Raw genomic sequence first — 14,732 nt, 5'->3', positions numbered from 1 at the left:
GGTTAATCCACCAGGTACTGTAGTCGTTGTTCAAGGAAGGGCACTGAATCTTCTGTCAGCAATACCAGCATGTCGCAACTGATCTCCCGGTCTTCCAGTTCATAGCTGATTTCAATACACAGCAGCTTTTCGTGGCGAGTACTGTGGTGTTCCAGCAGGTCTCCGATCTGTCGATGCTGTCCCAGGACGGTTGGGTGACCAAGACCGAGTTTAAGATCCAGCTGGTCGCCAATGCCTTTGAGGAAGGCGCCAAACAGGATGCTGGACATGTCCATGAGCACCTCTACCTGAATGCTTTCGGTGTCCATGTCCTCGTAATGGAGCAGTTCGGCCATGTCATTGAAGCTGGCGTCAGCAAACAACAGAAGTGCTTCACCTGCAACGCCTGCGCCGGTGAAGCCCTGGCAGACAGCGGAGTAGCTGCTGTCGGCCTGGGCGGCTGAAATCGCCATGCTGAGCTCCGAGCGGGCAATCATTTCCACCCGGGGGATGGGCTGTTTGACGAATACCCGCAGCAGTCTTGCCAGCAAGTCGGACGAACGGCCCATGGCAACGTTGGCGATTTCCTGGAGATAGTCGTTCAGGCTAATCGGTGCACTGGTTAAAGTGGTGTTGGTGGTATCGGACGCAGCGCTCTGCTCGTGTTCTTCAACCAGATCCTCAGGGCGCAGAAAACCGTAGTCCTGCAGCAGCTTTAAAACCAGTTCAGTGTCCGTAGGCTTTTTTATGAATTCGATGGCGCCGAGCTTGCGGACTCGAGCCCGCGCTTCCGGTTGGATGTCGCCGGAAACGACGATCGTCAACACGGGAAGATCCTCTTTCCTGATGGCGTCCAGAACCTCGTAGCCATCCATTTCCGGCATATTGAGGTCCAGAAACAGCAATTCGCCGGCACCGGCACGGAGCTTTTCCAGAGCATTGCGGCCATCAAATGCGAAGGTAACTTCAGCGTTCCAGTTTTTGGGTAAAGCGCGCGCCATTTGTTTTCGGGCGAGAGAGGAATCGTCGCAGATAAGAACGCGGGTGGTCATGGGGGCTCCGTTTATTATTTAACCCCAGTATAGCAGTGCCTGAAGTGAATTCTATGCCCTGTGAACTATCTCACTCTATTGGCTCGGCAGCCTGGGATATAGTGCTCCTGCGGTCATAATAAGAATTGATTCAGAGACACAACACTATGAGACAGGATGCTTGTTGGTATGCTGTCCCTCTCACCATCTGTCTGGGTATGTCGCCTGTTGCCCTGGCAGAGTTGGAGCCTATTTCCGAACAGGAAATGAGCCAGGTGCAAGGGCAGGCAATGATGACGGTGGATCATGTGGATGGAGTAAACCACCGGTTTACCCGCGTGACACTGGGGGTAGACGCAGAAACCCGGCTGAACGCCGACGGTGTGGTGATGGGCGGGGATGATTCCGGCGCCGATCTCGATATCAAGAATTTCGCGCTCGGCCACTACGTGCGCGACGACACCCGTGTCCAGATCGACGGCAACACTTACAACGTGGACGAGGTGGTTCCGTTTGAGGGTGTTGAACCCTATCTTGAACTGGCTGAACGGGATGGTCAGCTCTCCGGTTTCCGCTTTGGTCTGAACCAGGCTCGGGGCACACTTTCTGGCGAGATCGCCAGCTTCAGTGGCAACCTGAACCTGAAAATTAACGATGCAGACGGCAACCCGGTGGGCGCCATGCTGTTCGATGATGCAGGAGTGGCCACCAATCACCGGGCAACCCAGATCGGTCTGGCGGGTGAAGACGGAACCTGCAGTCAATGTGTCCCGCTGACCAATCTGCTGTCCATGGATATTGGTGTGGACAATGGAGATGGCACGGTTGGCTTTACGGAAGACCTGTTCCTGGCGTTCCAGCGTGAGTCTGTGGACTGGCAGGACCTGGGAGGCCCTGGCGCCATTCAGGGGCCTGAAGGCGTGTTCCTGAATCTGCCCACCAGCATGACGCTGGACATGCAGACACTGCAGAATGGTGTTCAGCGGGAGCGCACGCATTACGTGGATCGCGGTACCGGGATGTTTTGATTACACTACCCTGCATTCGACCGATTCACGCAATGCAGGAGTTCTCTCGGTGATCCGTTCTTTCTACTGGCACGACTACGAAACCTTTGGTGTCGACCCCATACACGATCGCCCCTCCCAGTTTGCCGGGGTGCGCACCGATGCGGATCTGAACATCATCGAAGACCCGCTGATCATCTACTGCGCACCGGCTGACGACTACGTGCCCTCGCCAGAAGCCTGCCTGATTACCGGCATTACCCCGCAAAAGGCATTGGAAGACGGTTTTCCCGAGGCGGAGTTTATTGCACAGATCAACGAGGCCTTCAGCCAGCCTGGCACCTGCGCCGTGGGTTACAACAGCCTGCGTTTCGATGACGAAGTGTCCCGCCACACCCTGTACCGTAACCTTCGTGACCCTTATGCCAGGGAATGGCAGAACGGCAATTCCCGCTGGGACATCATCGACATGGTGCGCCTGACCTACGCGTTGCGACCAGAGGGTATTCAGTGGCCAAAGAAGGAAGACGGTAGCCCCAGTTTCAGGTTGGAAGAACTCACCGTCGCCAACGGCATCGCTCACGAAGCCGCTCACGATGCCATGTCGGATGTGGAGGCCACGATTGCAGTGGCAAAGCTAATCAAGGAGAAGCAGCCCAAGCTGTTTGAGTTTGTGCTGCAAAACAAGGACAAGCACTCCGCCCGCGCCATGCTGGATACTGCCAGTATGAAGCCAGTGTTCCACATTTCCGCAAAGTACCCGGCCACCCGTGGTTGCTGCGCAATGGTGGCGCCATTGGCTGATCACCCCACCAACAAGAACCTGGTGATCGTGTACGACCTGCGCGAAGACCCAAGCGAGTTGATTCACGCCACGCCTGAGCAGATCCGTGAGCGGGTATTTACTTCCCAGGCGGAGTTAGGGGAGGGCACCAGCCGTTTTCCACTCAAAGGCGTGCAATTGAACAAGTGCCCGGTACTGGCACCCGCCACCATGCTGAAATCCCTCTCTGAGGAGCGGCTTGCCGAGCTGGAACTGGACGGCGACAAGCTGCGTGAGCACCTGGCCATTTTGCGCAAGGCGCCGGATCTGCCAGCCCGAATCGCCCAGGCCTTCGATCACCCCCATGAAGGTGACCTGACGGACCCGGACGAACAGCTTTACGCTGGCGGTTTTATCAGCAAAACCGACCGCGAGAAGCTCAACTGGCTATTGCAGCAGCCGGTGGAAACCCTGGGAGAACAGGAAGTACGGTTTGAGGATGGTCGTCTGGAAGAAATGGTGTTTCGCTATCGCGCCAGGAATTACCCCAATACGCTGATATCCGAAGAGCAGGAGAAGTGGGAAGTCTTTCGTCAGCAGCGGCTGATGCAGCCCAAGAAAGGGTGGCGGTCTCTGGAGGAGTTCTTCAAGATTTTGCAGAATCTTGCCGCTGATCCGGAGCTTACGCCGGAAAAGCGGCATGTTCTGGAAGAGCTTCACCTCTATGGTGAATCCCTGATTCCTTACGTCTAGCGCCGGCGCTGGAAGTACACGGACAGGCCTTGACCCATCAAGCTTTGCACCTCGCTTCCCAGAGCCTCAGCCTGGATCTGTTTCTGTACAGGCTTGGTGGCGAGGCTGTGGCCGTCGGTGTCCCGGGCTTTTACCAGTTTCCAGTCTACTTCGTTGCTGAGCAGCGCCATTAGCTCTTTTAGCTGCCTGGAATCCTGCTCACTGAACCAACGGTCGCGGCAGCCACCCAGGCCGTAGAAGTCGGTTTCGGCAACCAGGGATTGCCACATCGGATCCTGCCGATTGGTCAGTACCATCCGTCGGAGTTGACGCAGGGCCGTACGTGTCGGTTTGAGGTCGTGTTGGGAGATCAGGCGGCGGATCTGCTTGTCGCCATCGGTCTGTTCGTTGACGGCGGTGTGCATATGGACAACAGCACCGTTGCCGGTCGCTGAACTCACCAGGGCTGCGAGGGACACCTCGGTCATGCTTGTTGACGGCAGGCGCCCGATTTCGATCCAGTGCACCTTGTGGTCATCGGCGACGAATTGCTGGGCGATGGACCAGGGCCAGAACACGATGTTGCTGATGCCCATCTCGCCCGCGAGTCGCGTTGCCTTGGCAACGTTGGCCAGGGATTCATCCACTGCGATCACTTCCACGTCTTTCAGGTAGTGCGCCAGTTCCATGGCGCGCTGGCCGGACTGGGCGCCACACACCATGATTCGGATCGTTTCCGGCAGTTGCTCGGTACTCATGCCCAGCTCGGTCGCCATTATGGCTTTCAGGCTGGTTTCGGAGCGATAGGCAAGTTTCGACCAGTTGGGCCAGGCCTGGGGCACATCGGTTTTCTCCAGACAAAGCTCGGCTGATTTCTCGTCGAAATTCTGTTTGATGGCCTCTTCCGACGCGCGGTTATAGTAGCTCGCGGCCATCATCCCCTGCATGGCAACCGGCCAGTCCACCAGGTTCCAGCGGCCAAGGTGTACAGCATACTTCTGATGGAACAGAGCGCCGTACATGGCACTGATGATCAGCGAACCGATCATGCCATCCTGTTGCTCGCCCATGGCAAGTTGGGCGCAAATGCTGTCGTTGATGGCTGAGGCCAGCCGTTCTTCGTCGTCCTCCGTGGTCAGGGCGTAACCGGTGCGATCGGCGTAGACCGCCAGGGCCAGCGCCAGCGGTTGAAGTTCGTCCCGCAGTTCAACAGTCTGTGCTACTTCCGCGATAATCGCCCGGCGCAGCAGGGTGGCCAGCTCTTCCACGGCTGGGTCTGGCATCAGGGTTTTTTCCAGTGCCAGGATCAGCAGTTCGTCCTCGCTGGCGGCGTCCAGAGCCACTTGAGCATTCGGGTTTTCCAGATCGTATTGCTGGCGGATGATGGCGCCTACGAAACGGCCGATTTCCTGGTGGGGCAGGCCGTCATGTCGCAGCAGAAGGATAGCGTCGCGGGCCAATTTGGTGTCAGCCCTGTTCACATCCAGATGCTCCGCACAAGTCAGCATGCCACTATAGATAGACGGCCATTCCAGGCCCATTTCCAGCAGCTTGCGGTAGTGCAGATAGGCTACGTCGAACTGGCCCTGCAGGCGCTTGGCATGGGCGACTCCGCCGAAAGCGGCGGCGGATTGCCGGTCCATTTCCAGGGCCTGGATGAAATACTGCTCCGCCAGGGCCGGGCGCTCGGACTTGATTGCCCAGTAGCCCAGGTTGGTGAACTGCTGGGGCTGTGCCGGGTCATGGCTCAGGCTGTCCGTGAACAGGGTGTGTGCCTTATCAAGTGCCCCTTCGTCCATTTCCACACGCCCCATCAAGCCCAGCGCGCCTGCGTTACCGGGTTCCTGCGCCAGAACCTCATTCAGGTAGTCACGGCATTCCTGCCGCGCCTTGAGACGCTGAACCAGCGATGTCGGGCTGTTTGACTCGGCATAAGCCAGGTTTGCCTGCAGCAGTAGCCGCGCAATGTGGGCTTTTTGTGCGTCGGTGGCATGGATGTTGTGCTGTGCTTGCATGGGGCTACCCCTTTGACTCTGTGACGAAACCCGATTAACCCTGCAGCAACTGCAGAACCTGCTGTGGCCTTGCGTTGGCCTGGGCCAATACCGACAAGCCGGCCTGCTGCAGCACCTGGGTGCGGGCGAGTTCTGCGGATTCAGCGGCAAAGTCTGCATCACGAATCCGTGAGCGCGCGGCCGACAGGTTCTCAGAGGTCGTGCTCAGGTTGGCAATGGTCGACTCGAGTCGATTCTGGGCGGCGCCCAGGTCGGCACGAATGCCACTGATGGTTTCCAATGCCGCGTCCACAACTGCGAGTGCGCTGGTGGCGCCGTCAACGGTGCTTATATCGATACCTGCCACTTCTTCAGGCGTAGAGCCGGCAGCGGTATTCTGCGCACTGTTCAGGACGCTGCCTGCGGCCAGGGTGGCGTCAGACGTCGCGGCGAAGCTAACGGACGAGTCCAGCGTCAATTCGCCGGCAACCCGTGTGGCATTAGCTCCACCACTTGTCAGTTCGATGGCGCTCGGGTCGCCGCTACCCTGTACCGCCAACTGTTGAGAGCCGGCAGCGGTAAAGTCTTCGATAGTGATGTCTTTACCCTGTTCCTGAATCAGCGTGATACTGCCGTCGTTAGCAACTTCCGCGGTAATGCCGGTCTTGCCAGACGCGGCGTTCACCTCACGTGCAATCGCTGAGAGGTCGTTTGCATCGGTGATCTGCGCGGAAATGGTCGCTGAGCTGCTCCCATTGGAAAGGGTGAGCGACACGGTTTGAGGCACGGCGATTGGCGTGGTAGCGGTGTTGCTCAGGGTCGCCGATGTTCTTGCCGTCGCGTTCACACCCGTCGTGGCACCAATGTCGTTGATGGCTGCGGCGATGTCTTCTGCCGTGTCACCTGCTGTAATGGGCACCACCTGGCTGTCCAGCGAGCTGGAAATGGTGAGATTCTGCGTGGCGATCGTGTTTTGTGCGGGTAACGTCGCATTCGCTGCCGTTGTTGAACCGGTGCCCTGGTTCAGGGTTGCGTTGGCCGCGTCGAGCGTGTTGTTGGCCAGGTCGGCGGTTCGGGCGCCTTCGATGGAAACGGCGATGCTCTGGTTTTCATTGGCGCCAGCCTGGAATTTTTGGGCCTGGAAGGTGCCGTCCAGGAGTTTCAGCCCGTTGAACTCGGTGGTGGTGGCAATGCGCTCCAGCTCGCCTTTTAGCTGGTTTACTTCGGACTGCAGGGCCTTCCTGTCAGATGCGGAGTTCGTTGCGTTGGCGGATTGTACCGCCAGTTCCCGAATGCGCTGCAGGATGTTCCCGGATTCGCCCAGCGCGCCTTCAGCAGTCTGAGCCAGAGAAATACCGTCGTTGGCGTTTCGAATGGCCTGGTTGAGGCCTTTGATCTGCGATGTGAATCGCTCAGAGATGGCAAGCCCGGCGGCATCGTCCTTGGCGGAGTTGATGCGCAGGCCGGATGACAGCCGCTGCAGGGCAACGTTGGAGTCTTCCTGTGAAGTGTTCAGGTTTCGCTGAGCATTCAGCGACGCGATATTGGTGTTGATGATCTGAGGCATAACATTTCTCCCTGCTCAGAGATGCCGGTAACCCGGTGCCCGATCAAAATGGACGCCTTGCCGGCGGAAGTTCATTTAATTGCCGTTTTGCAGGGAGGTAAGCGAAGGTTGTGCCAGTTTCGGAGTTTTTTTTGTAAAGCATTGATTGGTATTGGTTTTATTAGTCTGTTTTGAAGTCTGGAGCATGAGTCCAATCGTCAACATGTAGCGGTATAAGGAAGACTATTGCCGCTTTTACATTCCCTTACAAAATACCGTTAATTTTTTCTAAAGGTACGGACGGGGGCGCCGTTAAGCGCAATAACAGGGAGGCGCTCCCAAACTGAAAATGGGCGCCATTCCTTTTCCATGAAATAACGACATATGTCGAAGGAGAAGCAATATGGCTCTCGGTATTAACACTAACGTTGCGTCACTGTCAGCTCAGAACCAGCTGAACAAATCCCAGGAGCTTTCTAACCAAGCTCTGGAGCGTCTGTCTTCCGGCCTGCGTATCAACTCCGCCAAGGACGATGCTGCTGGCCTTGCAATTTCGACCCGTTTTCAGTCCCAGATCTCTGGTCTGAACGTTGCGCAGCGTAACGCCAACGACGGTATTTCTCTGGCTCAGACTGCTGAAGGTGCTCTGGAAGAAACCACCAACATCCTGCAGCGTATCCGTGAGCTGTCTGTTCAGTCGGCCAACTCGACCAACTCTTCTTCTGACCGCTCTGCACTTCAGGGCGAAGTAAACCAGCTGAAGCAAGAGCTTGACCGTATTGCCGGTACTACCCAGTTCAACGGCCTCAACCTTCTGGATGGCAGCTTCACTGCTCAGTCATTCCAGGTTGGTGCCAACGCTAACCAGACCATCTCAGTATCCGTGACCGGTGCTCGTGGTGCCGACCTTGGTAACAACACCGTATCCGGTGAAAGTGATACCACTGTCAGCCAGGGCACAGGTTCTGTTGCGGTAGCTGCGGCTGATGTGGCAACGGTTGCCAACAACACCATTGCTACACAGAACATCACCGTTTCTGGAACTGAAGGCTCTGAGGTCATTGGTATTACCCAAGGCGATACTGCAGAAGCGATTGCGGCTGCTGTTAACGCTGAAACCGGCACGACTGGTGTAACGGCTACTGCATCGACCACGGCAACCCTCGCTGGTCTGTCTGACGATGGTACGGTTTCCTTCACGCTTGGTAGTGGTGGCGACACAGCGACCATCTCCGCAGCGGTAACTACCACTGACCTGGGTGCGCTGGCCAAAGCGATCAATGATACCTCAGGCACCACTGGTGTTACGGCTGAAGCAAACGGTGGCGAAATCACACTGACCCAGGCTGATGGTAAAGACATCCGTCTGCAGGACTTTGCCAACTCAGGTAACGCTACCGGTACCGCCACGCTGCAGGGCAGTGGTGATCCAAGTGCGGTTACTTTGACCGCTGGCAGCACTGACAGCACGATTGCTTCTGGTTCTGTTGAGTTCGCTTCATCCGGTGCGTTCTCGGTCAGTTCCTCGGTTGCCGAGACCGCTGGTAGCATTCTGAACGTTGCAGCAGACACCGTGGTTGGTTCTAACCTCCAGTCAGTGTCTTCTATCGACATCGGTACTGTTGCAGGCGCTAACAGCGCAATCGAGATTGCAGATGCGGCTCTTGAGCAGATCAGTGGTATCCGCGCCGACCTGGGTGCTGCCCAGAACCGGTTTGAATCCACAATCGCCAACCTGAGCACAACTGCCGAAAACCTGTCGGCCGCTAACAGCCGGATTCTGGATGCAGACTTCGCATCTGAAACTGCTAAGCTGTCCAAGGCGCAGGTTCTCCAGCAGGCTGGTATCTCTGTACTGGCGCAGGCGAATGCCCGCCCGCAGCAGGTTCTGTCCCTCCTGCAGTAACAGGGGCATAACGGCAAGGCCGGGGTCTTTGGGCCCCGGTTTACTGCTGTATGAGGATAGCGAGGTGAGCTATGAATGGCGTTAACCTGAATGGCCCGGATTTGAAGCTGATTCGTTCCAGCGAGCAAGCTCCGGCTCGGGCAATTTCGTCATCTCAGGCCGAAGGCAGGAATGCCTCCGCCCTGACTGCACCTTCATCACCTGGTCTTGCTGAGCGTTCGGAGTTGTTGTCCGGGGCTCAGGAACTTTCGAAAGCTGAGAGGCTCGAAAGGCGCAGTGAGGCACAGAAAGAGAAATTGGATGATGCCGTGTCTCAACTGAACGATTTCGTTCAGACGGTCCAGAGGGATTTGCAGTTTGAAGTGGATAACGAGCGGGGACAGACGATCGTCAAGGTCGTCGATCAGTCCACCCAAGAGGTTATTCGGCAAATTCCGGATGAAGTTGCGTTGAGGTTGGCAGAAAACTTGCAGCAGGATGAACCGCTGACGTTATTCAACACGAAGGTCTAGAGTTTGCCGCTCTTGGCCTGACGTTGAAAACGGTTGTTCAGCACCGCCGCACCCGAAAGGGGCCGGCGGTGTTTTGCTTACATGTGGTTACAAAATTGGTCGGTAGAAAAGGCAAAGTTTTGCCGCTTCAGGCCGATATATGGAATAGCATTGGAAATTGCCCTCCTGAGGAGGCACATACTATGGCAAATATATCATCGTTGGGTATCGGGTCTGGTGTTCTGACCTCCGAGTTGGTCGATCAGTTGGTGCAAGCGGAACGGGCACCGACGGAAAATCGTTTGGCTCAGAAAACCGAGCGCACCCAGGCGCTGATTTCTGCCTATGGCACGCTTCGCAGTGCAGTAACAGAGCTGCGCCTTCCAATGCGGCAATTGAGTGCTCCAGATAATCTCAAAGCCTTTTCTGCAACGTCGTCCAACGAAGACGTTGCTGTGTCTGTGGACAGCTCCAAGGCTAACCGCGGTACTTACAGTGTCGATGTGACAAGTCTCGCCAGTGCTCAGGCGCTCGCGTCTCGTGATGTATTCGCGGATCGCGACAAGACCAGTGTTGGCCAGGGAACAATGACGCTTTCTGTTGGTGACAACACCACCAATATTGTTATAGACAGCAGTAACGACACGTTGCAGGGCCTGGCAAACGCGATCAACGATTCTGATGCAGGGGTTTCAGCGGGCGTAATCGATACCGGTAGTGGTTTCCAGCTCGTACTATCGGCAGACGAAACCGGTACGGCAAACGCCGTTAGTATTTCCGTATCGGGCGACAGCGCCGGCACGGATACCGATGCCCAGGGGCTTTCCCGTTTTGCGTTTAACACATCAATGGATGCGGGCGCCGGTCTCAATGAGACAATCGCCGCGTCGGACGCCGTGATGAGTATCAATGGCGTAGAGGTTACCCGTTCTACCAATAGTTTTGAGAACGTCATTGATGGTTTGACATTTGATCTGACTGCCACTGGTACGTCCACGGTTAAGGTTGAACAGGATCTCGGAGCGGTAGCAGACCGTGTCCAGGGCTTTGTCGAGAAATTTAATGGCCTGCAGGAAACCATTGATGCGCTGGCAGGATTCAATGCAGAGAGCGGTAGCGGAAGCCTTCTGACTGGCGATAGCGTTATTCGGGGTATTCAGAACCAACTCCGCCAAGTGCTGACCCGCGTTGTTCCCGGGCTTGAAGACGCAAGTGTCCGAAGTCTGGCGGATGTGGGTATTACCACAAATTTCGAGACTGGCTCTCTGGAATTTGACCGCGAAGAGTTCATGGCGCAGTTAAAGGCTAATCCGGACGATGTCACGGCCTTGTTTGCCGAACAGGGCAGGGCTACCGACAGCCAGGTAGAGTTTGTTCGCAGTGGTGTAAACACCGAACCTGGAACCTATGATATCAACGTGACCCAGGCTGCGACCCAAGGCACGCTTGCCGGGAATGCCGCAGCCACTTTTCCCGTTACTATTGACGGAACAAATGATGAGTTTTCACTGCTGGTTAATGGTGATACCTCCGTTAACCTTCAGCTTACACAGCAGACTTACAACAGTGCACAGGATCTGGTTGACGAGATTCAGGCTCAGCTTAATAGCAACAACGCGCTGAACGCGTCAGATGGGTCCGTTCAGGTGAGCCTGGGGGCTGGGGATGAGCTGGTTTTCTCTTCCTCCACCTACGGCAGCGAGTCTTCGGTCACCTTGTCGTCCGCTGAAAGCGCGGCTACGTTTGGATTGGATGCCGCCACAAGCACGGATGGCCTCGATGTTGCGGGTACCATTGACGGAAGAACAGCTGAAGGCGAAGGGCAAACACTGTTTCTGGGCGAAAACAGCGGTGCTGCGTCTGGGCTCCAGGTACAAATATTGGGCGATCAGACTGGAAGTCGAGGCTCGATACAATTTATTGAAGGTGTTGGCGAACGTACGGTTGACCTGATCACCAACTTTGTCGGTGCCGATGGTGCAATTGATACCAGAACCGAGAGCCTGAACCGCGATCTGGAGCGAATTCAGGAAAATCAGATTCGGCTGGAAGAGAGAATTACAGCCTATCGAGAGCGCCTGGTGAGTCAATTTACAGCTGCGGATTCATTGATCTCGCAACTGAACAGTACACAGGACTTTGTGAGCCAGCAGCTTGCTGCGCTGGCACCACAGAATAATCGCAATAACAATTGATGTTTATTGCACGAAAAGCGAATAAAGAGGTCACTTATGAACGGTTTACAGGCTTACCAACGCGTAAACGCCCAAACCAGCATTACGGATGCCGATCCTCACAAGCTGATCCAGCTTCTTTACAACGGAGCGTTGGAACGCATTAACATGGCCAAAGCCAGGATGCAGGCGAAGGATTTTGAGGGCAAAGGCCGATTGATTTCCAAAGCGATTGAAATCATCGGTGGCCTCCGTGGCTTTCTGGATTTCGAGAAGGGTGGCGATCTGGCCGTGCGCCTGGAATCGCTTTATGACTACATGGAGCGGACCCTTTTTGAAGCGAATGCCAAGAATGACGTCGCTAAGCTTGATGAAGTCGCGGACCTTCTGCGCTCAATCAAAGACGGCTGGGATGGCATCCGCGAAGAGGCTACCTCCAAGCAACAGCAGGCTGTCTGAATACGACGTTCTGGTGTGAATACCGTGCATTCTATCCAAGATGCCACCTGGCGCCCTGCCGGTGGCATCCGCGGCCAGTAACGAGGTCGCACTCTTGCCCCAATAGCCATTCCCCCCGCTGTCCCGTACAATACGCCCCTTATTTTTGATACATCCATTCTGTTCAGTCTGGAGCAAGGGCATGTCTGATATTAAAAAGGTGGTTCTGGCGTATTCCGGTGGCCTGGATACCTCGGTAATCGTTCGCTGGTTGCAGGATACCTATGAGTGTGAGGTGGTGACGTTCACCGCCGACATCGGCCAGGGCGAGGAAGTTGAGCCGGCGCGTGAGAAAGCGAAAGCGCTGGGCGTGAAGGAAATCTACATTGAGGACCTGCGCGAGGAATTCGTTCGTGACTACGTGTTCCCGATGTTCCGCGCCAACACCATCTACGAAGGAGAGTACCTGCTGGGTACCTCCATCGCCCGCCCGCTGATCTCCCGTCGTTTGATTGAGATTGCCAACGAAACCGGTGCGGACGCGATTTCCCACGGCGCTACCGGCAAGGGCAATGATCAGGTTCGTTTCGAGTTAGGTGCCTACGCGCTGAAGCCGGGTGTGAAGGTGATTGCCCCCTGGCGTGAGTGGGATCTGAATTCCCGTGAGAAGCTGCTGGCTTATTGCGACGAGCGCAACATTCCGGTGGAGAAGAAGAAGGGCAAGAGCCCGTACTCCATGGATGCCAACTTGCTGCATATCTCTTATGAAGGCATCAACCTGGAGGATCCCTGGGCGGAAGCCGAGGAAGATATGTGGCGCTGGAGTGTGTCTCCGGAAGCAGCGCCCGACACGCCTTCCTATATCGAAGTGACCTATGAGAAAGGCGATATCGTGGCGATTGATGGCCAGGCCATGAAGCCTCACGAGGTGCTTGAACACCTGAACAAGGTCGCCGGCGAGAACGGGATTGGTCGTCTGGACATTGTTGAGAACCGTTATGTGGGTATGAAATCCCGCGGTTGTTACGAAACTCCGGGCGGCACCATCATGCTGCGCGCCCACCGTGCGATTGAGTCCATCACCCTGGACCGCGAAGTGGCGCACCTGAAGGACAGCATCATGCCGCGTTATGCGGAGGTGATTTACAACGGTTACTGGTGGTCCCCTGAGCGGGAAGCGCTGCAGGCGCTGATCGACCAGACCCAGACTTATGTAAACGGTACCGTGCGCCTGAAGCTCTACAAGGGCAACGTGGATGTGGTTGGGCGTAAGTCTGACGATTCGCTGTTCGATGAGAAGATTGCGACCTTCGAGGAAGACCAGGGCGCCTACGATCAGAAGGATGCTGAAGGCTTTATCAAGCTGAATGCGCTTCGGTTAAGGATTGCGGCTGGCAAGGGTCGCAAGCTTTAAGTGGCCTCCCGTGACGCCCGGAACTCTCCGGGCGTCTTCCCCGTCTCTGCTTTGAACTTTCGGTGAAACGACGTTGTTTCGCTGTACCCCAGCCTCAACGCTATCTCCGGAATGCCCAGTTCGCTGTTCGTCAGAAAATCTTCCGCCATTGCCTGTCTTACCTCGTCCAGCAACTGCTGATACGAAACACCTTCCTGGCTAAGTTTTCTCTGCAGCGTTCGGCTGGTCATGCCCAGATGGTCTGCGACCATGTCCTGGCGGGTGATGCCGTGCATCAACTGTTTGCGAATGCTGTGTTTAACCCGGTTGGTGAGGGCTGTGTCGGTTTCCAGGGTGGCCAGTTGGCTGAGGGCGTGGGCTTCCAGGGTTTTTCGCAGCAGTGGGTCAGGCTGGCGTAGGGGAGTGCCCAGCAGGTCTTTGTGCAGAACAATGGCATCTTCGTTGGAACGAAAACGTACCGGGCAGCCCCAGCGTTCCGTGTAGGCGCTCTCCAACTCCGGCCCGGGGGAAGGGTGTTCGAGGTGTACTTCCACTGGCGAGGCGGCGTTGTTGTCGGCCAGCCAGCGGGCGTAGTTGATCCAGGAGGCGAAGACGTTGTCCACCATCTGGGGGCGAACGACCGGGTCGGTGTAGTTGCAGGCCCAGATCAGTTTGATGTGATCGCCGCTACCCGCAATTTGCGTCGTTCCCATGTCGCCGACCAGTTTCTCGAACGGGGCTATACGAGCTACTGCTTCTCCCAGCGTGGCGGAGCTCATGGTGATATACCCGAGAACACTGTAGGACCCCGGTTGCACGAAGTCACCGGTTTCAAGGCCGAGGATGGGGTTATTGCTTTGTTCACAAAGCAGCCGTATGAATGCCTGGAACTGCTCGCCGTTTATACGCTCGTCGTCGGTCTGGAGAATCGACGCATCAAGCCCGGCGTTGCTGAACAGTGCTGAGGTATCCAGGCCTTGGGCATTGGCGGCGCGGACATATTGTCTTAGGGCTGCTACGGAGGCGGTTCCGAGGGTCTTCATGATTACGGCAACGTCTTGGGGTTATTGTTGCCATCAGTATAACGGAAGCAGAAAAGAAAAAAGCCAGCTATGAAGCTGGCTTAAAAACAAGGAAAGAACGAAAGTGCCTGAAAAATTCGTTAATTCTGCGGATTTTCCCCATTTGGCGGCGGAGGTACTACTCGGCTCCTCCGCCATGGGGGATACTGCTTAAATCCACAATTTCAGAATAGGGCTTTCGCTCATGGAAGTCTGT

General features: G+C 56.0%; 11 protein-coding genes. 7 read left to right on the top strand and 4 right to left on the bottom strand.

Translation table 11 applies throughout. The features are described from left to right. Window positions 1-2: 2 nt before the first annotated feature. Complete coding sequence (locus JJO78_RS11665) at window positions 3-1,031, bottom strand: response regulator (protein WP_127401653.1); 1,029 nt, start codon at window positions 1,029-1,031, stop codon at window positions 3-5. A 146-nt stretch (window positions 1,032-1,177) separates the two neighbouring features. Here JJO78_RS11665 and JJO78_RS11660 point away from each other — a divergent pair, with 146 nt between their 5' ends. Next, entirely contained in the window at window positions 1,178-2,038 is an 861-nt protein-coding gene (locus tag JJO78_RS11660; RefSeq protein WP_226909938.1) for a hypothetical protein, read from the top strand. A 49-nt stretch (window positions 2,039-2,087) separates the two neighbouring features. Next, window positions 2,088-3,533 carry an exodeoxyribonuclease I gene (gene sbcB, locus JJO78_RS11655; protein WP_036210050.1) on the top strand — a complete coding sequence of 482 codons (1,446 nt, stop codon included), beginning with the start codon at window positions 2,088-2,090 and terminating at the stop codon, window positions 3,531-3,533. Here the strand turns inward: sbcB and JJO78_RS11650 are convergent. Both JJO78_RS11650 and JJO78_RS11645 read right to left on the bottom strand, forming a co-directional pair. Beyond that, complete coding sequence (locus tag JJO78_RS11650; RefSeq protein ID WP_151982589.1) at window positions 3,530-5,527, bottom strand: tetratricopeptide repeat protein; 1,998 nt, start codon at window positions 5,525-5,527, stop codon at window positions 3,530-3,532. The genes sbcB and JJO78_RS11650 overlap by 4 nt on opposite strands. Window positions 5,528-5,561: 34 nt before the next feature. Further along, window positions 5,562-7,073 carry a flagellin N-terminal helical domain-containing protein gene (locus JJO78_RS11645; RefSeq protein ID WP_085679970.1) on the bottom strand — a complete coding sequence of 504 codons (1,512 nt, stop codon included), beginning with the start codon at window positions 7,071-7,073 and terminating at the stop codon, window positions 5,562-5,564. Window positions 7,074-7,455: 382 nt separating this feature from the next. Between JJO78_RS11645 and JJO78_RS11640 the strand changes: the two genes are divergently transcribed. The 5 genes from JJO78_RS11640 to JJO78_RS11620 all read left to right on the top strand — a co-directional run bounded on the left by JJO78_RS11640 (window position 7,456) and on the right by JJO78_RS11620 (window position 13,475). Further along, window positions 7,456-8,958: a flagellin N-terminal helical domain-containing protein gene (locus JJO78_RS11640; RefSeq protein WP_007154099.1), complete on the top strand. Its 1,503-nt coding sequence runs from the start codon at window positions 7,456-7,458 to the stop codon at window positions 8,956-8,958. A 71-nt stretch (window positions 8,959-9,029) separates the two neighbouring features. Beyond that, on the top strand, window positions 9,030-9,470 hold the full coding sequence (locus JJO78_RS11635) for a flagellar protein FlaG (protein WP_041332462.1): 441 nt from the start codon (window positions 9,030-9,032) through the stop codon (window positions 9,468-9,470). A 182-nt stretch (window positions 9,471-9,652) separates the two neighbouring features. Then, window positions 9,653-11,644, top strand: coding sequence for a flagellar filament capping protein FliD (gene fliD / locus JJO78_RS11630; protein ID WP_085679976.1), 1,992 nt, complete (start codon window positions 9,653-9,655; stop codon window positions 11,642-11,644). 36 nt (window positions 11,645-11,680) lie between these two features. Further along, window positions 11,681-12,082 carry a flagellar export chaperone FliS gene (gene fliS, locus JJO78_RS11625; RefSeq protein ID WP_007154096.1) on the top strand — a complete coding sequence of 134 codons (402 nt, stop codon included), beginning with the start codon at window positions 11,681-11,683 and terminating at the stop codon, window positions 12,080-12,082. Window positions 12,083-12,263: 181 nt separating this feature from the next. Continuing rightward, the gene (locus JJO78_RS11620) at window positions 12,264-13,475 is read left to right on the top strand and encodes an argininosuccinate synthase (protein ID WP_036210071.1); all 1,212 of its coding nucleotides are present in this window, start codon (window positions 12,264-12,266) and stop codon (window positions 13,473-13,475) included. On the opposite strand, the gene JJO78_RS11615 is transcribed toward JJO78_RS11620, so the two are convergent. Next, window positions 13,472-14,497 carry an AraC family transcriptional regulator gene (locus JJO78_RS11615; RefSeq protein ID WP_075196456.1) on the bottom strand — a complete coding sequence of 342 codons (1,026 nt, stop codon included), beginning with the start codon at window positions 14,495-14,497 and terminating at the stop codon, window positions 13,472-13,474. The two genes, JJO78_RS11620 and JJO78_RS11615, sit on opposite strands and share 4 nt — an antisense overlap. Between the last annotated feature and the right edge of the window lie 235 nt (window positions 14,498-14,732).

Source organism: Marinobacter sp. DS40M6 (assembly GCF_028581595.1).
In the GTDB taxonomy this organism is placed as follows: Bacteria; Pseudomonadota; Gammaproteobacteria; order Pseudomonadales; family Oleiphilaceae; genus Marinobacter; species Marinobacter salarius.
This window is presented reverse-complemented; position numbering and strand designations above follow the sequence as displayed.